The following is a 19,268-nucleotide window of genomic DNA, read 5'->3' as shown; positions in this document are numbered from 1 at the left end:
GGACCATGCGGCCAGTCCGGGACAGCCCGGCCAGGCGCATGCGTTTCACGGTCGACCGTTCACGGGGAACACAATGAAACCTATCGTTCTTGCCAGCTGCCTGACCTTGTTCGGCATCGCCAGCCTCGCGCACGCCGAAGAGGAGCCGATCGCCACCGATCGCCCCGACTTCGTCGAATCCAGCCTCACCGTCGGCGATCGCCGCCTGCAAGTGGAAACCAGCGTGGCCTGGGAGCGCGACGACGGTGTCGACGGCTACGCCACGCCCACCCTGTTCCGCTACGGGCTCGGCCCGACCTGGGAACTGCGCCTGGAAACCGACGGCTGGCAGCACAACGACGTGCCCGGCGGCGATGGCGACATCTCCGGCTTCGCCGACGTCTCGCTCGGGGTCAAGCATCACCTGGCCGCGTCCGACGACGGCGGCGCCTCGCTGGCGTGGTTGCTGCACGTGGACCTGCCCAGCGGCGCGCGCCGCCTGCGCGGCAACGGCGCGCGGCCTTCGTTCCGCCTGGTCGCCGAATGGGAGCTCAGCGACAGCCTCTCCGCCGGGGTGATGCCGGGCGTGATCTGGGACGAGAACGAGGATGGCCACCGCTACGCGGCCGGCATCTTCGGCGTGGTGCTCGGCAAGTCATGGAGCGAACGCAGCCGTTCGTTCGTCGAACTGGCGCTGCCGCAGATCGCGAAAAGCGACGACGGCGGCACCGTCGCCCTGCTCGACGTCGGCTCGGCCTGGCTGCTGAGCAACGACGTGCAACTGGATGTGGCCTACAGCTACGGCCTCAACGATCGTTCGCCGGATCACGCGCTCGGCGCGGGTTTGTCTTTCCGTTTTTGAACCGAACCAGGCGATACCGATGAAGATCATGCACATGCTCGCAATCCTGGTGCTGGTGGCGGTGCTCGCACTGCTGGCGCTGGGCGGCGTCGGCTACAGCGCCCAGCAAGGATTGCTCGGCGCGGTCGCCGCACAGGTCACCTCGTCCGATGCGCTGCGCAACCACATGCAGGCGGACATGATGCACGACGCGTTGCGCGGCGACGTCACCACCGCGCTACTGGCCGCCTCGCGCCAGGACGATGCCGGCATCAAGGCCGCGCGCGCCTCGCTGGGCGAGCACGCCGCGGAGTTCCGCCAGGCCCTGGCCGACAACCGCAAGCTGCCGCTGGATCCGGCCCTGCGTCGCGAACTGGACGCGGTCACGCCTGCGCTGCAGGGCTACATCGACGCGGCGAGCCAGGTCGTGGGCCTGGTCGAAACGGGTGCGGACAGCGCCGCCGCCTACGCCGCCTTCACCGAAAAGTTCGAGCAGCTCGAAACCCGCATGGGCTCGATCAGCGACCGCATCGCGGCGCTGAACGAGGCCAATCGCAGCGCGGCCGAGCAGTACAGCCACCGCGTGACCTGGCAACAGTCCGCTGCGGTGGTGCTGGCGATCCTGTGCCTGGGACTGGCCGCCGGCTGGATCCTGCGCTCGGTCTCGCGCCTGCTCGGCGGCGAGCCGAGCGTGGCGATGGCCGCCGCCCAACACATCGCGGCGGGCCGCCTGGACCAGCCGATTCCGGTCGCCGCCAAGCACGCCAACAGCCTGATGGCGGCGCTGGCGCGGATGCAGCGCGAACTGCGCGAGCGGATCGAACGCGAGCGCAGCGTCGCCGCCGAGAACCTGCGCATCCGCACCGCGCTGGACAACGCCTCGACCGGCATGTACATCGCCGATCCCGACCTGACCATCGTCTACGCCAACGGCGCGCTGCAGAAACTGCTGGACACCTACGCCGACGACATCCACGCCTGCGCGCCGGCGTTCCAGCGCTCCAGCCCCCTGCTCGGCCAGCCGGTGTCGTTGCTGGAAGTGGGCAACTCGCAGGACGCCGAGATCTACCAGCAACTCGACCGCCAGGGCGTCGCGCAGCGCGAGGTGCGCTACCGCGAAGCCTGCATCGCCCAGGAGGTCTCCGCGATCCGCAACGAGGTCGGCGCCCACGTCGGCTTCGTCTGCGAATGGCGCGACCGCACCGCCGAAGCCAGGGTCGAAGTGGAGGTGGCCGAGGTGGTGCGCAGCGCCGCGGCCGGCGACCTGTCCAGACGCATCGACAGCGACGGCAAGCAGGGCTTCTTCCTGTTGCTGGCGCAGCAGCTCAACGGCCTGCTCGACGCCAATGCGGGCAGCATCGCCGAAGTGTCGCGCCTGCTCAGCGCACTGGCCGACGGCGACCTGAGCGCGCGCATGCACGGCGAGTTCGACGGCGTGTTCGCGACCATGCGCGACGATGCCAACGCCACCGCCGAACGGCTCGCCGGCATCGTCGGCCGCATCCAGCAGGCCGCCGGCAACATCAACACCGCGGCCAGCGAGATCGCTGCCGGCAACGACGACCTGTCGCGCCGCACCGAGCAGCAGGCGGCCAGCCTGGAAGAGACCGCCGCCTCGATGGAAGAGCTGACCTCCACGGTCAAGCAGAACGCCGAACACGCGCGTCAGGCCAACCAGCTCGCGGTCGGCGCCGCCTCCGTCGCCTCGCAGGGCGGCGCCGTGGTCAGCCAGGTGGTGACCACGATGAGTGGCATCGAGATCTCCTCCAAGAAGATCGCCGACATCATTTCGGTGATCGACGGCATCGCCTTCCAGACCAATATCCTGGCGCTCAACGCCGCGGTGGAAGCGGCGCGTGCGGGCGAACAGGGCCGCGGCTTCGCGGTCGTCGCCAGCGAGGTGCGCACGCTGGCGCAGCGCTCGGCCAACGCCGCCAAGGAGATCAAGGGCCTGATCGACGACTCGGTGACCCGCGTCGCCGAAGGCTCGGCACTGGTCGATCGCGCCGGCCAGACCATGGCCGAGATCGTATCCTCGGTGCAGCGCGTCACCGACATCATGGGCGAGATCTCCGCCGCCTCGCAGGAACAGTCGGCGGGCATCGAGCAGGTCAACCACACCGTCACCCAGATGGACGAGGCCACCCAGCAGAACGCCGCGCTGGTCGAGGAAGCCACGGCCGCGGCGCGCGCGATGGAAGAACAGGCCGGCCAGCTCAGCGAGGTCGTCGCGATCTTCAGGCTCGACGGCAGCGCGCCGGGCACGGCGCTACCGAGCCGCCCCGTGGCTGCGGCGCAGACGCAGGCGAAGCGGCCTCAGCCGGCGAGCGGCGCGCGCAAGCCCGCCATGCGCGCGATCCCCGGCAACCGCGCCGCCGCCAGTACCGCGGCCGAGACGGATTGGCAGGAGTTCTGACCGAGGGCCAGGCGGACAGTTCGTCCGGCTGGCCTTCGGTACCGACGCGACATGCACGACGCGGCGCAATGGCGCGCCTCCCAGGCGTAGGGAGCGCACGCACCCGAGGTCGGGAATCGCCTTACGCCTAATGTTTCATGCAGCACCCCGGCTTCCGTGCCGATAGAGCCTTGAGGCGACGGCACGGCAGCTGCACAGCAGTACAACGAAACAGTTGAATTCTCGCTCCATTTGCTTACCGCCACGTCTCGCCGCTCAAGGTTTCTTTCGGCACCGCCCATTGGGCGTCGCCAATCGAATCGCGACAGCCAACCTTCGGTAATCCAAAGAGGTCAGCCATGAATTCGTTCCTGCAACGCTACAACGTCGGCCGCCGCCTCGGCGGCGCCTTCGGTCTTCTGATCCTGCTGTCCTGCCTGCTGGTCGCCGCGGGTCTGCTGTCCATGTCACGCGCCCACAAAGAGCTCGACAACATCGTCAAGGTCAATGTCGAGAAGGCCCGGATCGGCAACGGCATGCTCGACGCCAACAGCAACATCCTGGTCGCACTGGGCACCCTGTCCATGGTCACCAGCGAGGAACTCAACCAGCAGGCGCTGGCCGAGATCAAGAAGCAGCGCCAGCGCTATGCGGATTTGCGCAAGCAACTGGACGCGTTTCCGCCGAGCGAGAAAGGCAAGGTGCTTCGCGCCGAGATCGACGCCGCACGCGCCACCGCCCGCACCATGAACGACGAAGTCATCGCGCTCGCCACCTCCAACCGCAATGCGGAAGCGCAAACTGCGCTGAGCGAACACTCGCGCCCGGCCACCCTCGCCTGGAATGCGAAGATCCGCGAGAACGTGGACCTGCAGGACGAACAGCTGCAGACGGCCTATGCTGAGGCGACGCAGGCGATCGCCAGCGGTCGCAACATGCTGATCGCCGGCGGCGTGGCGGTACTGATCGTCAGCAGCCTGCTGGCCTGGGCGATCACCCGCAGCCTGACCCAGCCGCTGAACCGCGCCACCCGCGCCGCCGAGGCGATCGCCAACGGCCGCCTGGACAACGACGTCAGTACCCAGGCCCGCGACGAGCCCGGCCGCCTGCTCAACGCGATGGACAAGATGCAGACGCAGCTGCAGCGCTTCTCCAGCGAGACCGCGCTGATGATCGAACTGCATGCCGACAAGGACATGACCCATCGCATGCCGCTGGATTTCCCCGGCGTGTACGGCGACCTGAGCAAGGGCATCAACACCATGATGTTCGAGCACCTGGACGCGATCGTCGATGCGATCGCGGTGCTCAACGAATACGCCAATGGCGACCTGCGCCGCGACGCGCGGCGCTTGCCCGGCAGCCGCGCGGTGCTGCACGAATCGATGGATGCGGCCAAGGCCAGCCTGCTGGCGATCAATACCGAGATCAAGCGCCTGGCCGCGGCCGCCGCCGCCGGCGACTTCAGCGCCCGCGGCGATGCGCAGCACTTCCAACACGACTTCCGCCTGATGGTGGAAGGCCTCAACGCCATGATGGAAGTCAGCGACCGCAACCTCGGCAAGCTCTCCGCGCTGCTGCAGTCGATCGCCGCCGGCGACCTGACCGCGCGCATGCACGGCGAGTTCCATGGCGTGTTCGCGCGGATGCGCGACGACGCCAACGCCACCGCCGATCAGTTGACCGGCATCGTCGGCCGCATCCAGACCGCGGCGGTCAGCATCAATGCCGCCGCCACCGAGATCGCCGCCGGCAACGACGACCTGTCGCGGCGCACCGAACAGCAGGCGGCCAGTCTGGAAGAAACCGCTGCGTCGATGGAAGAACTGACCTCCACGGTCAAGCAGAACGCCGAGCACGCACGCCAGGCCAACCAGCTCGCGGTCGGCGCGGCAGGCGTCGCCACCCAGGGCGGCGACGTGGTCGGCCAGGTGGTGAGCACGATGAGCGGCATCGAAGCCTCGTCGAAGAAGATCGCCGACATCATTTCGGTGATCGACGGCATCGCCTTCCAGACCAACATCCTCGCGCTCAATGCCGCGGTGGAGGCCGCGCGCGCCGGCGACCAGGGTCGCGGTTTCGCCGTGGTCGCCAGCGAAGTGCGCACCCTCGCCCAGCGCTCGGCCGGCGCGGCCAAGGAAATCAAGGGCCTGATCGACGACTCGGTGGCCCGCGTCGCCGAGGGCTCGGTACTGGTCGACCAGGCCGGCAGGACCATGCAGGAGATCGTGTCCTCGGTGAAACGCGTCACCGACATCATGGGGGAGATCTCCGCCGCCTCGCAGGAGCAGTACGCCGGCATCGAGCAGGTCAACCAGACCGTCACCCAGATGGACGAAACCACCCAGCAGAACGCCGCGCTGGTGGAGGAAGCCACCGCCGCGGCGCGCTCGATGGAGGAACAGGCCGGACAGCTCACCGAAGCGGTGGCCGTGTTCAAGATCGACGACGCTCCCGCGGCAGCGCGCCGCCGCCCCACGGTCAGCGCGCCGGAGGTGGCCGCCGTGGTCAAGGCACAGGTCGCCGCTGCGACGCGTGCGGTGCGCAATGCGCCCAAGCGCGCGGCCGGAGGGGGCGGCGACGCCAGCTGGCAGGAGTTCTGAGTCCTGCGGCCGCGTTGCCGGCGACGGCAATGCGGCTGCAGCCTTGGCTGGCCTACAGAACCACGCCCGCCCTGCGCAACGACCACGACTTCGGCAACTGTACCGGCAGTGTCGACATCGCATGACCGGCAGGCCCGAGTCGCGGACTCGGGCTTTTCGATTTCCGCACCACGAACCTTCGCTACTGGCAGCCGCAATCCCCACTGGATCGGCGCTTCATGGCAACCATCCAAGCCCGAGCAGGCCATGCCTGAATGTGCTGCAGGCATCGCGGCAGCGGCCGCGCCGCATGGGAATCGTTCTCATAAGCGGCAAAAAATCGTGTCAAAACTCCGGCGCTTTTGGGATCGGCATCTTGAGTCGCACATTTTTTCGTTCGCACCCTAAAGTCAATCCAGAAAATGCCGCTAAAAGTCTCACTACGGGATTTTGTCTAAAAAATACTACTAAAGTTTTTGGATGTCGCATCGACACGGCCGGCTGCCGATGGAAGAGCGCGTATCCAACGAACTGCGCGCCCATGGTCTAGAAAACGTCCTGGAGGCGGTTCTCCGCTGCCGAGGCTCCCGCTGCCATGCCGAATTTTCATCAACGTGAATCTGTACAGAAAACGTCCTCGGTCGGCCTACGGCACAGCCGGAATCAATCCGTCATTGGAGAACCCTTCGTGAACAATGTCCTGCAACGCTTCAATGTCGGCCCCCGGCTCATTACCGCTTTCGGCGTCCTCATCCTGCTTTCCTTTTTCTTGGTGGCGATCGGCGTCAATGCCATGTCCAACGCACGCGAACAGCTGGATGTCATCGTGCTGGACAGAATGGAGAAGATCGACATCAGCAACCAGATGCTCGATGCCAACTCCTCCATTCTTGTCGCGCTCGGCACCTACTCGACCGCTTCCGAGCCAGCACTCAAGAGCAAGGCGGTTGCCGCAATCAAGCAACAGCGCGAGCGCTACAGCGCACTTCGCGGCAAACTGGACGGCCTGTCCAGCACCGAGGCTGGACGCAAAATCCGCGCCGAGATGGACGTTAAGCGCACGATTGCCGGAAAGATCAACGACGCGGTAATGGCCTTGAGCGCACGCAACGAGAATGCGGCCGCCCAGGCCATGTTGAACGACAAGGCAGGCCCAGCGACGCTGGCGTGGCAGGAACAGATCCGCAGTTTCGGCGCAAGGCAACGCGCGCAAAGTAACGACGCCTACAAGCAAGCCATCGCGTCGATGAGCCGCGGCAGAACCCAGTTGATGATCGGAGCCGGGGCCGTGTTTCTGATCAGCAGTCTATTTGCGTTGTTGATCACGCGTAGCCTGACCATGCCGCTGGAACGCGCCACACGTGCCGCAGAAGCCATCGCCAATGGCGAGCTGGAAAACGATGTGCATACCCATGCACAAGACGAAACAGGACGGCTCTTGTTTGCCATGTCCAGAATGCAGGATCGACTGCAGTCGGTGCTGGCAGCGCAGGCGGAGATGGCCCAACGCCACGATGCCGGCCAGATCAGCTACCGCATGGATGCCAAGGCGTTCCCGGGGCAATACGGCCGCATGGTGCACGACAGCAACGAACTGGCGGGTTCGCACATCGCGGTGAAGATGCGCCTGGCGCAGATCATGGGCCGCTATGCGATCGGCGACTTCAGCGAGGACATGGATCGCCTGCCGGGCGAAAAGGCCGTGCTGACCGAGACCATGGACACGGTCAAGCAGAATCTGACCGCGATGAATCGCGAGATCAGCCAGTTGGCCACTGCCGCAGCGGCCGGCGACTTCAGCGTGCGCGGCGACGCCGAGCGCTTCCAGTACGACTTCCGCGCCATGGTCGACAACCTCAACCAGCTGATGGCCACCGCCGACGGCAACCTGCAGTCCTTGTCCACGCTGCTGCAGTCCATCGCCGCCGGCGACCTGACCGCACGCATGCACGGCGAATTCCAGGGTGTGTTCGCCCGGATGCGCGACGACGCCAACGCCACCTCCGAGCAGTTGGCCGCCATCGTCGGCCGCATCCAGACCGCCGCCTTGAGCATCAACAGTGCCTCGAGCGAGATCGCCACCGGCAACGACGACCTGTCGCGCCGTACCGAGCAGCAGGCCGCCAGCCTGGAGGAAACCGCCGCCTCGATGGAAGAGCTGACCTCCACGGTCAAGCAGAACGCCGAACATGCCCGCCAGGCCAACCAACTTGCGGTCGGTGCCGCCGCGGTCGCTTCGCAGGGCGGCGACGTGGTCGGCCAGGTCGTCACCACGATGAGCGGCATCGAGACCTCCTCCAAGAAGATCGCCGACATCATCTCGGTGATCGACGGCATCGCCTTCCAGACCAATATCCTGGCCTTGAATGCGGCGGTGGAAGCGGCGCGTGCCGGCGAACAGGGCCGCGGTTTCGCCGTGGTCGCCAGCGAGGTGCGTACCCTCGCCCAGCGCTCGGCCAACGCCGCCAAGGAAATCAAGAGCCTGATCGACGACTCGGTCAGCCAGGTGTCCAACGGCTCGGCGCTGGTGCGCCAGGCCGGCCAGACCATGACCGAGATCGTGTCCTCGGTGCAGCGCGTCACCGACATCATGGGCGAGATCTCCGCCGCCTCGCAGGAGCAGTACGCCGGCATCGAACAGGTCAACCAGACCGTGACCCAGATGGACGAGGCCACGCAACAGAACGCCGCGCTGGTCGAGGAAGCCAGCGCATCGGCGCGGGCGCTGGAAGAAGAGGCGCGCCGGCTGAGCGAGGCCGCAGCGGTGTTCCGGCTCGGCACCGGCGGCGGCAGCAACCCCGCTGCGGCCATGCCCGTGCGCGCAGCGCCCGCACGCGCGGCGTCGCGTCCGGCGGCGGCCAAACCGGCCCCGCGCCAGGCGGCGGGCAAGCGCGCGGCGGTGACGGAAACGGACTGGGCGGAGTTCTGAGCGCTGCGCCGCGGCCCGGCCATCCAATCGGACTTGCATCACAGTTGCATCGGTGCCGCGCACGGGCGATCTCAAGCGTCCGTCCCCGCAGTCGATATCGAATTAACGACGCGTGAATGCGGTCACCGCAGCCACCTCGCCATTGCCGCCGCTTCGGGAGCCTGAGATGCCGCGCTATACCGATCTGAAATCGTCCCTGCTCGCGTCGTTGCTGTGCGTGCTCGGCTGCGCCGCGGTGATCGGGGTGGCGCATCTGAGCACCCGCACCCTCGACGACTCGCGCCAGCACCTGCTGCAGTTGCAGACCCGGCAAGCGCCGTCGGCGATGGCCTTGCGCGAGCTGCGCGCGCAGCTCGCGGAATTGCGTCTGTACCAGCTGTCGCTGATCGCCGCGACCGGCAATGCCGCGGAAGTGGCCGACTACGACCAGCGCATCGAACGCTCGATGCGCGGCGCGCGCACGCAGGTGGCGCGGTACATCGCCACCGCGCCGAGCGGCGACGAACGCCGCCGCTTCGCCACGGTCCAGGCGGAGCTGGATGCCTATCTGCAGCTGCACCGGCAGATCAGCAGCGCGGTGCATGCCGGCGATCGCGAACGCGCCCGCCAGCTGTCCACGCAACAGGCGCTGCCGCAGCGCCGCGCCTTGTTCGCCGACCTGGAGGAACTGAGCCGGGTCAACGCCGCGCACGCGCTGCACGCGGACGCCGACGCGCCCGCCTACGTCGCCCGCTAGCCCCACTGCGGTACTGCCTCGCCATCGCCCAATCCGCTGCACGGAAACGCCAATGAACGTCTTCAAGCAACTGAAAATCCGCGACAAGCTGATCTTCGCATTCGCCCTGACCACGCTGCTGACCGTGATCCTGGGCGTGTTCACCTATTCGCGTACCACATTGGCGATGTCCGAGCTCAAGCGCATCGAGCTGGATTGGGTGCCGGCCACGCAGGCGCTGGCCGAAGTCCGCGCGCAGCTCGGCGAGTTCCGCACCTACGAGCTGGCGCAGATCGCGCGCGCCGACGACCCGGAAGCGATGGCCGACTATTTCAAGCGCATGCAGAAGGTGCGCACGGAAGTGGCCAAGAACCAGGCCATCATCGAACGGGTGATGCTGGAAAAGACGCAGCGGCAGATGTATGTCGGGGTCAAGGAAAAACTGGACGCCTACCTGCAGGCCAACACGCTGATGGGCGATGCGATGCGCGGCGGCGACGTCGCCGCGGCGCAGACCATCTCCGACAAGCAGTCGCGGCCACTGCGGCGCGAACTGTTCGAACGGATCGTGGCGCTGACCGACTACAACGTCGCCCAGCTGAACCAGGAAATGGACACGATCAACGCGCAGCTGGCGCGCACCAAGCTGCTGATCATGAGCCTGCTCGCACTGGCCATCGCGGCCGCAGCCAGCGTCGGCTGGATGATTTCGCGCGGCATCGCGCGCCAGCTCGACGCGGCACGGCAACTGTCGCAGGCCATCGCCCGCGGCGAACTGGACAGCGCCGTGCGCGCGCGCTCCAACGACGAGGTCGGCCAGCTGATGGGCGACATGCTGGACATGCGCAGCCGCATCCGCGAGGTGATCGATGCGCAGAACCTGATGGCGCAGCGCCACGAACAGGGCACGATCAGCTATCGCATGGACGCGACCGCCTTCCCCGGCGACTACGGGCACATGGTCAAGGCCACCAACGATCTGGTCGCCTCGCACGTGGCGGTGAAGCTGCGCCTGGTGCAGATCATCCAGCGCTACGCGATCGGCGACCTGTCCGAGGACATGGAGCGCCTGCCCGGCGAGAAAGCCGTGCTGACCGAGGCGATGGACACCGCCAAGGCCAACCTGACCGCGATGAACGTACAGGTCAAGCAACTGGCCGAAGCCGCGGCGATCGGCGACTTCAGCGCGCGCGGCGACGCCGAGCGCTTCCAGTACGATTTCCGGGCGATGGTGCAGAACCTCAACGCGATGATGGAGGTCAGCGACCGCACCCTCGGCGAGCTGTCGCAGCTGCTGCAGGCCATCGCCGCCGGCGACCTGAGCGTGCGCATGCATGGCGAGTTCCACGGTGTGTTCGCCAAGATGCGCGACGACGCCAATGCCACCGCCGAGCAGTTGGCCGATATCGTCGGCCGCATCCAGGGCGCAGCGGCCAGCATCAACGTCGCCTCGTCGGAGATCGCCGCCGGCAACGACGACCTGTCGCGGCGCACCGAGCAGCAGGCGGCCAGCCTGGAAGAGACCGCCGCCTCGATGGAAGAACTGACCTCCACCGTCAAGCAGAACGCCGAACACGCGCGCCAGGCCAACCAGCTTGCGGTCGGTGCGGCCGCGGTCGCCTCGCAGGGCGGCGACGTGGTCGGCCAGGTGGTCGCCACCATGAGCGGCATCGAGACCTCGTCGAAGAAGATCGCCGACATCATCAGCGTCATCGACGGCATCGCCTTCCAGACCAATATCCTGGCGCTCAACGCCGCGGTCGAAGCGGCGCGCGCCGGCGAGCAGGGCCGCGGCTTCGCGGTGGTCGCCAGCGAGGTACGGACGCTGGCCCAGCGCTCGGCCGGCGCGGCCAAGGAGATCAAGGGCCTGATCGACGACTCGGTGACCCGCGTCGCCGAAGGCTCGACGCTGGTCGATCGCGCCGGACAGACCATGGCCGAGATCGTGTCCTCGGTGCAGCGCGTCACCGACATCATGGGCGAGATCTCCGCCGCCTCGCAGGAGCAGTCGCTGGGCATCGAGCAGGTCAACCAGACCGTCACCCAGATGGACGAGGCCACCCAGCAGAACGCCGCGCTGGTCGAGGAAGCCACCGCCGCGGCGCGTACGCTGCAGACCCAGGCCGGCCAGCTCAGCGCCACCGTCGCCGAGTTCAAGCTGGACCCGCAGGCCAGCGCACCGGCGCCGCAGGCCGCGCCTGTCGCAAAAGCCAGGCCGTCCGTGCGCGCCAAGGTCTCTGCGGTGGCGACCGCACCGCGTGCGCCCGCGCGCATCCGCAGCGTGACGGGCACGGCACGCGCCTCCGCCGCCGAAGACCAGTGGCAGGAGTTCTGAAGGCGGCAGCGGCAGCGGCGCAGGCCGCGCCTTGTTCCGGCGTCAATTTCGCCCGGCGCCGGCCGATAACCCGATAGACCGATCACCGCTGCGAGCCATGGCCACTCCAACGTCTTCCCTGCCCCACCCCGGTTCCGACAACCGCGACTTCGAATTCAGCGATCGCGATTTCAAGCGGGTCTGCGACCTGATCTACCAGAAGGCGGGCATCGCGCTGGCCCCGGCCAAGCGCGACATGGTCTACGGCCGGCTGTCGCGGCGCCTGCGCACGCTGGGCCTGCGCTCGTTCCGCGAGTACCTGGACTGGCTGGAGCGCGACGGCGGCGACGAGTGGGAGGCGTTCACCAACGCGCTGACCACCAACCTGACCTCGTTCTTCCGCGAGCCGCACCACTTCGAGCGCCTGCGCGAAGAGCTGCAGAAGCACGCCGCCTCGGCGCCGGTGAAGATCTGGTCGTGCGCCGCCTCCACCGGCGAGGAGCCGTATTCGCTGGCGATCACCGCCTGCGAGGCGTTCGGCACGCTGACCCCGCCGGTGCGGATCCTGGCCACCGACGTGGACACCCAGGTGCTGGCGACCGCCTCGCGCGGCGTGTATGCGGTCGATCGCATCTCCAGCCTGGACCCGGCACTCAAGCGCAAGTACTTCCAGCGCGGCAGCGGCGCCAACGAGGGCCAGTGCCGGGTGGTGCCGGCCCTGCGCGAGCTGCTCGAGTTCCGCCAATTGAACCTGCTGGAGCCGCGCTACGACGTCAGCGGCCCGTACCTGGCGCTGTTCTGCCGCAACGTGATGATTTATTTCGACAAGCCCACCCAACGTGGCATCCTGTCGCGGCTGATCCCGCATCTGGACGACGAAGGCATGCTCTACACCGGCCATTCGGAAAACTACCTGCATGCGGCCGACCTGATCCAGCCCTGCGGCCGCACGCTGTACCGGCGCGCCGCCAAGGCACGCGCATGAGAGCCGCCACGATGGTCGCGGATCAGGTGATGCGCTACCACGACACCCGCTTCCAGACCATGGCGGCCAAGCTGTTGCCGACCCAGTATCTGGTCGTGGACGACGACACCGCGCTGACCACCATCCTCGGCTCCTGCGTGGCCGCCTGCATCCGCGACCCGCTGCTGAAGATCGGCGGCATGAACCACTTCATGCTGCCCGACGGCCAGGCCGGCGACGGCGCACCGGCGCGCTACGGCAGCTATGCGATGGAAGTGCTGATCAACGACCTGCTCAAGCGCGGCGCCAGCCGCAGCCGCCTGGAAGCCAAGGTGTTCGGCGGCGGCAACGTGCTCAAGGGTTTCACCAACAACCCGGTCGGCACCCGCAACGCCGAGTTCGTGCTGAACTACCTGAAAGCCGAGCAGATTCCGGTGGTGGCCGAGGACCTGCGCGGCATCCATCCGCGCAAGATCTGGTTCTTCCCCGGCACCGGCCGCGTGGTCGTGCAGCGCCTGCCGCATGCGCACGAAGAAGCCGAAATCGCCGCCGCCGAATCGGCGGTGCGTGCCCGCCTCGCCAAAGCGCCCGTCACCGGCGCCGTGGAGTTGTTCGAATGACGTCAGAAATCCCCTGCCGCGTGCTGATCGTCGACGACTCCGCGGTCGTGCGGCAAATGCTGACCGAGATCCTGTCGCGCGCGCCCGGCATCGAAGTGGTCGGCTCGGCCGCCGATCCGATCCTGGCCCGCGAGAAGATCAAGCGGCTCAATCCGGACGTGATCACCCTGGACGTGGAAATGCCGCGCATGGACGGCCTGGCGTTCCTGGAAAACCTGATGCGGCTGCGGCCCACGCCGGTGGTGATGATCTCCTCGCTGACCGAGCGCGGCGCCGACACCACGCTGCAGGCGCTGGCGCTGGGCGCGGTCGATTTCATCTCCAAGCCCAAGCTCGACGTGGCCCGCGGCCTGGAGGAATACGCCGAGGAAATCGTCGGCAAGGTCAAGGCCGCAGCCAAGGCCAAGGTCCGCGCGCTCGACCGCCCGGCCGCGCCGCGGCCCGCCGGCAACGCGGTGATCACGCCGAGCGCCGTGTCCACGCTGAAATTCCGCACTACCGACCGGCTGATCGCGATCGGCGCCTCCGCCGGCGGCACCGAAGCGCTGCGCGTGGTCCTGGAAGGCATGCCGGCCGATGCGCCGGCGGTGGTGATGACCCAGCACCTGCCGGCCGGCTTCAGCACCGCCTTCGCCGACCGTCTCAACCGGCATTCGGCGATGGCGGTACGCGAGGCCAGCGAAGGCGAAGCGATCCTGCCCGGCCACGCCTACCTGCCGCCCGGCGGCAAGCACCTGCAGGTGGTCCGCGACGGCGCCCGCTGGCGTTGCAAGATCGACGACGGCCCGCCGGTCAACCGGCACAAGCCGGCGGTGGACGTGCTGTTCCAGTCGGTGGCGCGCAACGCCGGCGCCAACGCGATCGGCGCGGTGTTGACCGGCATGGGCGACGACGGCGCACGCGGCCTGCTGGAAATGCTGCAGGCCGGCGCCAGCACCCTGGTCCAGGACGAAGCCACCAGCGTGGTCTGGGGCATGCCCGGCACCGCATTCCGGCTCGGCGCCGCGCAGGAGGTGTTGCCGCTGGACCGGATCGCCGAACGCCTGATCGCCTTGTCCAACCAGGCCCGCTAGCCCCATGCCGCGCCAGCGCGTCCGCACCCCGAACGCGCCCAGCGAACCCGCTGCGACCTCGGCTTCCTGCCTGGCCAGGTTGCAGGATTCCGAGCAGGCCCTGCTGAGCTGCCTGCAGCAGGCGCCCGACGGCGTGGTGGTGATCGACGCGGACGCGCGCATCCTCGCCTTCAATCAGACCGCCGAGGCGCTGTGGGGCCTGTCGCAGGCGCAGGTGCTGGGGCGTTCGCTCGGTGAGCTGGTACCGGACGAGGCGCGCGCGCCGTTCCTGGCCAGGTGCATGCGGCAGCGCGCCGACACGCCCGGCGACGGCTACGAACTGCAGTTGCCCGGCAACGACGGCGTGCAGCGCTGGGTGTCGGTCAGCGCGGCCACGGTGCCGCAGCAACCGGCGCCGCTGTCCGTGGTGTTCGTGCGCGACATCAGCGCCGAACGCGAGCGCGACGCCAAGATGCGGCTGCTGTCGCTGGCCCTGGACCGCAGCGACAACGCCATTGTGGTCTGCGACCCGCAGCTGGCGATCCTGTACGTCAACGCCGGCTTCGTGCACATGTTCGGCTATGCCGCCGAGGAAGTGCGCGGACTGCTGCCCAGCAGCGTGCTGCCCGGCATCGGCACCGACATGCAGGCGGTACGGCTGACCCGCGAACGCGTGGTCGGCGGACTGGGCCACCAGACCGATCTGCTGGTCTACCGCAAGGACGGCTCGCCGCTGTGGACCACGCTGATGGCCAATCCGATCGCCGACGCGGACGGCGGCATCCAGCACTACGTGGTCTCGTTCACCGACATCACCCAGAGCAAGATGCACGAGATCCTGCACAAGAACGTGCTCGACGCGCTGGTCCGCGAACAGCCGCTGGTCGACGTGGCCACGCTGATCTGCAGCGAGGTCGAACGCATCGCCCCGCAGGTGGTGGCCTCGATCATCAGCGTCGATGGCGACGGGCGGCTGCACCCGCTGGCCTCGCCGAGCCTGCCGACCGCCTTCAACGAGGCGGTCGAATGCATGCGCGTGGGTCCCACCGCCGGTGCCTGCGGCGCGGCGATCTGGCGCGGCAAGCAGGTGCTGGTGCGCGACGCCGCCACCGATCCGCTGTTCGCCGAGTACCGGCCGCTGGTGCAGCAGCTCGGCCTGGGCAGCTGCGTGGCCAGCCCGATCAAGTCCAGCGGCGGGCGCGTGCTCGGCAGTTTCGCGCTGTATTACCGCGACGTCTGCGAACCGCAGGCCTGGCACCTGCGGCTGATCGAGCTGTGCCTGCATCTGTGCGCGCTGGCGCTGGAGCGCGAGCAGACCAAGGCGCGCGTGCACCAGTTGGCGTTCTACGACTCGCTGACCGGCCTGCCCAACCGGGTGATGTTCAGCGCCCGCGCCGAGCAGGCGCTGGCCGCCGCCGAATACCACGCGTTTCCGGTGGCGATCCTGTTCGTCGACATCGACCGCTTCAAGCGCGTCAACGAGACCCAGGGCCACGCCGCCGGCGACGGCATGCTGCGCGACATCGCGCGGCGCCTGGGCGAGACCTTGAACGCGACCGACCTGATCGGCCGCCAGGCCGGCGACGAGTTCGTGCTGATGCTGCCGCAGTGCGGCGCCGAGCAGGCCGCCGGGGTGGCCGAGCGCCTGTTGCTGGCGCTGGCCGAGCCGCTGGTGGTCGGGCACGTAACCCTGCACCCGGGCGCCAGCATCGGCGTGGCGATGTTCCCCGACGACGGCCGCGACATCGAGACCCTGCTGCGCCACGCCGACCTGGCCATGTACCGGGCCAAGAACGAAGGTGGCGGCAGTTTCCGCTTCTTCAGCGCCGACATGAACCGCATGGCGCAGGAACGCGTGGCGCTGGAGACCGCGTTGCGCGAAGCGTTGCGCCGCGACCAGCTGCAGTTGCACTACCAGCCGCAGCTGCACAGCCAGCCGCCCTACGCGCTGTACGGGGTGGAGGCGCTGCTGCGCTGGCAGCACCCGCATCTGGGCGACATCTCGCCGGCGCGCTTCGTGCCGATGGCCGAGGAATGCGGACTGATCGACGAACTCGGGCATTGGGTGCTGCGCCAGGCCTGCCGGCAGATGGCCGATTGGCGCCTGCGCGGCGTGCCGGTGCCGCGCGTGGCGGTCAACCTGTCGGCCAGCAACTTCGCCGACGCGCAGTTGCCGGCGCGGGTGGCGCAGATGCTGAGCGCGCATGCGCTGGCGCCCAGCGACCTGGCGCTTGAAATGACCGAGAGCGTCATGCTGTCCAACGCACCGGCGGTGCTGGCCAATCTGCGTCAGTTGCAGGCCAGCGGCGTACGCCTGTCGCTGGACGACTTCGGCACCGGCTATTCCAGCCTCAGCCATCTGCACCAGTTGCCGGTCAACGAACTCAAGCTGGACATGAGCTTCGTCCGCGACCTGGAACACAGCGAGACCGCACGCGCGCTGACCACCTCGGTGCTGCGCATCGGCGAGAGCCTGCGCCTGCATACCGTCGCCGAGGGCGTGGAAACCGAGGCGCAGCGGGCCTTCCTGGCGTGGCTCGGTTGCGACGTGCTGCAGGGCTTCCTGTTCGCGCCCGCGTTGCCGGCGACGCAGCTGGAACACTGGATCGGCGCGCATCGGGCCGAGGCGGCAGCGGCCGCGCCGCCCGCAACGTCCGGCGCGGCGCCTCCGTAGCCGGTCGCGGCACAGTTATTGCTTGATCCGCAGCACGTTTTTTTACCCCCCGTCAGGCAATGCCGATCCGCTTCCTGTTGTCGCTGCTGCTGTGGTCCGCCAGTGCTGCGCTCGCCGCGCAGACGCTGCGCCCTGCCTATCCCGACGTCGTGCGCCGCTTCTCCACCCACGACGGCCTGCCGCAGAATTCGGTGAACGCGATCGTGCAGGACCGCGACGGTTTCCTGTGGCTGGGCACCTTCGGCGGGCTGGCACGCTTCGACGGCAGCGGGTTCAGCGTCTACCGCAGCCTGGCCGGCAGCGGCCCGTCCAGCGACCGCATCCTGCAACTGCTGGAGGACGAGCGCGGCCAGTTGTGGATCGGCAGCGAGGACGCCGGCGTCAGCGTCTACCGCGACGGCCGCTTCCTGCGCCTGGACCTGTGCGGCGGCCGCTGCCTGATCCGCCGCTTCGTCGCCGCGGCCGACGGCAGCGTGTGGGTCTTCAGCAGTGCCGGCGCCTACCGGATCGACCCGGGCACCCTGCGCACCCTCGAACAGCAGCCGCAGGCGCTGGACATGGCCGCCGCGCTCGGCGGCGACGGACAGCTCTATCTGGGTGGGCAAGGCCTGTGGCGGCTGCGCCAGGGACGCCGCGAAGCGGTGCCGTTACCGGCCGGGGAAACCCGGGTCAGTTCGCTGCACAGCGAAGGCAGCGTGCTGTGGGTGGGTGCCGGCGCGGCCCTGCACCGCTACGACACGCTGCGCCGGCAATGGCTGCCGGCAGCGGCGCCGGTGCGCGGCGCGCAGGCGCTGGCGCGCGATGCGCAGCACCGGCTGTGGGCGGTCGATGTCGATGGACAGTTGTTCCGCGACGACGACGATGGCGCTGGGCTGCGTCCGTTGACGACGCCGGCGCTGCCGGCGTCGCACAGCCTGCTCAGCGACCGCGACGGCAACCTGTGGCTGGGCAGCAACGCGCGTGGCCTGCTGCGCATCGCGCGCTCGCGCATCGGCCTGCTCAACGACGCGCAGCAGGGCATGGACCTGCCCGGCCTGCCGGTGATCGGCGACGGCAGCGGCGGGCTGTGGCTGGGCACCGTATGCGGCGGACTGCGGCACTGGGACGCGCCCAGCGGACGCCTGCGCCGCTGGTCGTTGCAATCCGCGCTCGGCAACGAGTGCGTGTGGTCGCTGCACCGCGACGAGGCCGGCGGCCTGTGGATCGGCACCGTCGATGGCCGCGTCGGCTATCTGCAGCCCGACGCGCAGGACGACCGCGCCGATCGCGACAACGACGCCTACCGCAGCCAGGCGCTGCGGCTGGTCGCGCAATGGCCGGACCAGTTGCCGATCCGCGCCCTGTACCGCACCGCCAAGCACAGGCTGCTGGTCGCCAGCGGCCACGGCGTCTACGCGGTCCCGGTCGGCGCCGGCGGCGAGACCGGCGCGCCGCAGCGCCTCCCCGGCTTGCCCGGCAGCGTCACCCTGATCCAGCCGGCGCAGCAAGGCGGCCTGTGGCTGGCCGGCGGCGAAGGCGTGGTGCGCTGGCGACGGCAACGGGTGGTGGAACGCTGGAACACCGGCAACGGCCTGTCCAGCCGCTTCGTGCGCTCGCTGTACGAACAGCCCGACGGCACGCTGTGGATCGGCACCTATGGCGGCGGCCTCAACCGCATCGGCAACGGCCGCGTCCAGCGCTTCGATCGCGGCAGCGGCCTGTTCGACGACGTGGTCTCGTGCATGGTCGCCGACGCGCGCGGCGGGCTGTGGCTCAGCGGCAACCGCGGCATTTCCCTGCTGCTGCCGGAGGAACTGGCCAAGGCCGCCGCCGGCAGCGAGGAGTTGAGCGCGATCGGCTTTTCCGAAAGCGACGGCCTGGAACCGGCCGAAACCAACGGCGGCGGCCAGCCGGCGTGCCTGCGCGACGCCGCCGGCAAGCTGTGGTCAGCAGCAGGCCAAGCGGATGCCTTGCAGGCCGGCGCGACCGTAAAAACGCAAAAACCCTTTCGCAAGGCACGCGATCCCTGGTGAGCACGCTGCCAGCAGCGCAGGGGTGGAATCGGAGCGCGACATGGGCGGTGCCGATGGCGCATCGCTCGCGCGGCAACGCCATCGCGCAAGAGAACCGGATCTTGCGCGTCGCTTTCGCACGGATGCCGGCTGAAGCCGAAGACGCACGACGCCGACGCTGGGTCGGCCATGGCGTGCACAACGCTTGCGGC

11 protein-coding genes are annotated in these 19,268 nt (G+C 68.5%); all 11 read left to right on the top strand.

Annotated features, from left to right (window positions below; translation table 11 throughout):
• Positions 1–73 precede the first annotated feature (73 nt).
• Complete coding sequence (locus H9658_RS20485) at positions 74–841, top strand: transporter (RefSeq protein WP_191826751.1); 768 nt, start codon at positions 74–76, stop codon at positions 839–841.
• A 19-nt stretch (positions 842–860) separates the two neighbouring features.
• Entirely contained in the window at positions 861–3,236 is a 2,376-nt protein-coding gene (locus H9658_RS20480) for a methyl-accepting chemotaxis protein (protein WP_191826750.1), read from the top strand.
• Positions 3,237–3,574: 338 nt separating this feature from the next.
• A complete protein-coding gene (locus H9658_RS20475; RefSeq protein WP_191826749.1) occupies positions 3,575–5,818 on the top strand; it encodes a methyl-accepting chemotaxis protein in 2,244 nt (747 codons plus the stop codon).
• Positions 5,819–6,485: 667 nt separating this feature from the next.
• Complete coding sequence (locus H9658_RS20470) at positions 6,486–8,726, top strand: methyl-accepting chemotaxis protein (protein ID WP_318241498.1); 2,241 nt, start codon at positions 6,486–6,488, stop codon at positions 8,724–8,726.
• Positions 8,727–8,892: 166 nt separating this feature from the next.
• Entirely contained in the window at positions 8,893–9,462 is a 570-nt protein-coding gene (locus tag H9658_RS20465; protein ID WP_191826747.1) for an MCP four helix bundle domain-containing protein, read from the top strand.
• 52 nt (positions 9,463–9,514) lie between these two features.
• The gene (locus H9658_RS20460; protein ID WP_191826746.1) at positions 9,515–11,776 is read left to right on the top strand and encodes a methyl-accepting chemotaxis protein; all 2,262 of its coding nucleotides are present in this window, start codon (positions 9,515–9,517) and stop codon (positions 11,774–11,776) included.
• Positions 11,777–11,873: 97 nt separating this feature from the next.
• Positions 11,874–12,740: a CheR family methyltransferase gene (locus H9658_RS20455; RefSeq protein WP_179564442.1), complete on the top strand. Its 867-nt coding sequence runs from the start codon at positions 11,874–11,876 to the stop codon at positions 12,738–12,740.
• Complete coding sequence (gene cheD / locus H9658_RS20450) at positions 12,737–13,339, top strand: chemoreceptor glutamine deamidase CheD (RefSeq protein WP_225210148.1); 603 nt, start codon at positions 12,737–12,739, stop codon at positions 13,337–13,339. Before H9658_RS20455 ends, cheD begins: the two co-directional genes overlap by 4 nt.
• Complete coding sequence (locus H9658_RS20445) at positions 13,336–14,412, top strand: protein-glutamate methylesterase/protein-glutamine glutaminase (RefSeq protein ID WP_179564440.1); 1,077 nt, start codon at positions 13,336–13,338, stop codon at positions 14,410–14,412. Before cheD ends, H9658_RS20445 begins: the two co-directional genes overlap by 4 nt.
• A 4-nt stretch (positions 14,413–14,416) precedes the next feature.
• Positions 14,417–17,065 carry a sensor domain-containing protein gene (locus H9658_RS20440; RefSeq protein ID WP_191826745.1) on the top strand — a complete coding sequence of 883 codons (2,649 nt, stop codon included), beginning with the start codon at positions 14,417–14,419 and terminating at the stop codon, positions 17,063–17,065.
• Positions 17,066–17,124: 59 nt separating this feature from the next.
• Positions 17,125–19,077 (top strand): ligand-binding sensor domain-containing protein, encoded by a 1,953-nt coding sequence (locus H9658_RS20435; RefSeq protein ID WP_191826744.1) that lies wholly within the window; start codon positions 17,125–17,127, stop codon positions 19,075–19,077.
• Positions 19,078–19,268 lie beyond the last annotated feature (191 nt).

Source organism: Xanthomonas bonasiae, from assembly GCF_014836395.1.
Classification (GTDB): domain Bacteria; phylum Pseudomonadota; class Gammaproteobacteria; order Xanthomonadales; family Xanthomonadaceae; genus Xanthomonas_A; species Xanthomonas_A bonasiae.
This window is presented reverse-complemented; position numbering and strand designations above follow the sequence as displayed.

Coding starts and splice junctions, on each gene's coding strand:
- H9658_RS20455 (WP_179564442.1), top strand. CDS start 11,874: ATGGCCACTCCAACGTCTTCCCTGCCCCACCCCGGTTCCGACAACCGC.
- H9658_RS20445 (WP_179564440.1), top strand. CDS start 13,336: ATGACGTCAGAAATCCCCTGCCGCGTGCTGATCGTCGACGACTCCGCG.
- H9658_RS20460 (WP_191826746.1), top strand. CDS start 9,515: ATGAACGTCTTCAAGCAACTGAAAATCCGCGACAAGCTGATCTTCGCA.
- H9658_RS20465 (WP_191826747.1), top strand. CDS start 8,893: ATGCCGCGCTATACCGATCTGAAATCGTCCCTGCTCGCGTCGTTGCTG.
- H9658_RS20435 (WP_191826744.1), top strand. CDS start 17,125: ATGCCGATCCGCTTCCTGTTGTCGCTGCTGCTGTGGTCCGCCAGTGCT.
- H9658_RS20485 (WP_191826751.1), top strand. CDS start 74: ATGAAACCTATCGTTCTTGCCAGCTGCCTGACCTTGTTCGGCATCGCC.
- H9658_RS20480 (WP_191826750.1), top strand. CDS start 861: ATGAAGATCATGCACATGCTCGCAATCCTGGTGCTGGTGGCGGTGCTC.
- cheD (WP_225210148.1), top strand. CDS start 12,737: ATGAGAGCCGCCACGATGGTCGCGGATCAGGTGATGCGCTACCACGAC.
- H9658_RS20475 (WP_191826749.1), top strand. CDS start 3,575: ATGAATTCGTTCCTGCAACGCTACAACGTCGGCCGCCGCCTCGGCGGC.
- H9658_RS20440 (WP_191826745.1), top strand. CDS start 14,417: ATGCCGCGCCAGCGCGTCCGCACCCCGAACGCGCCCAGCGAACCCGCT.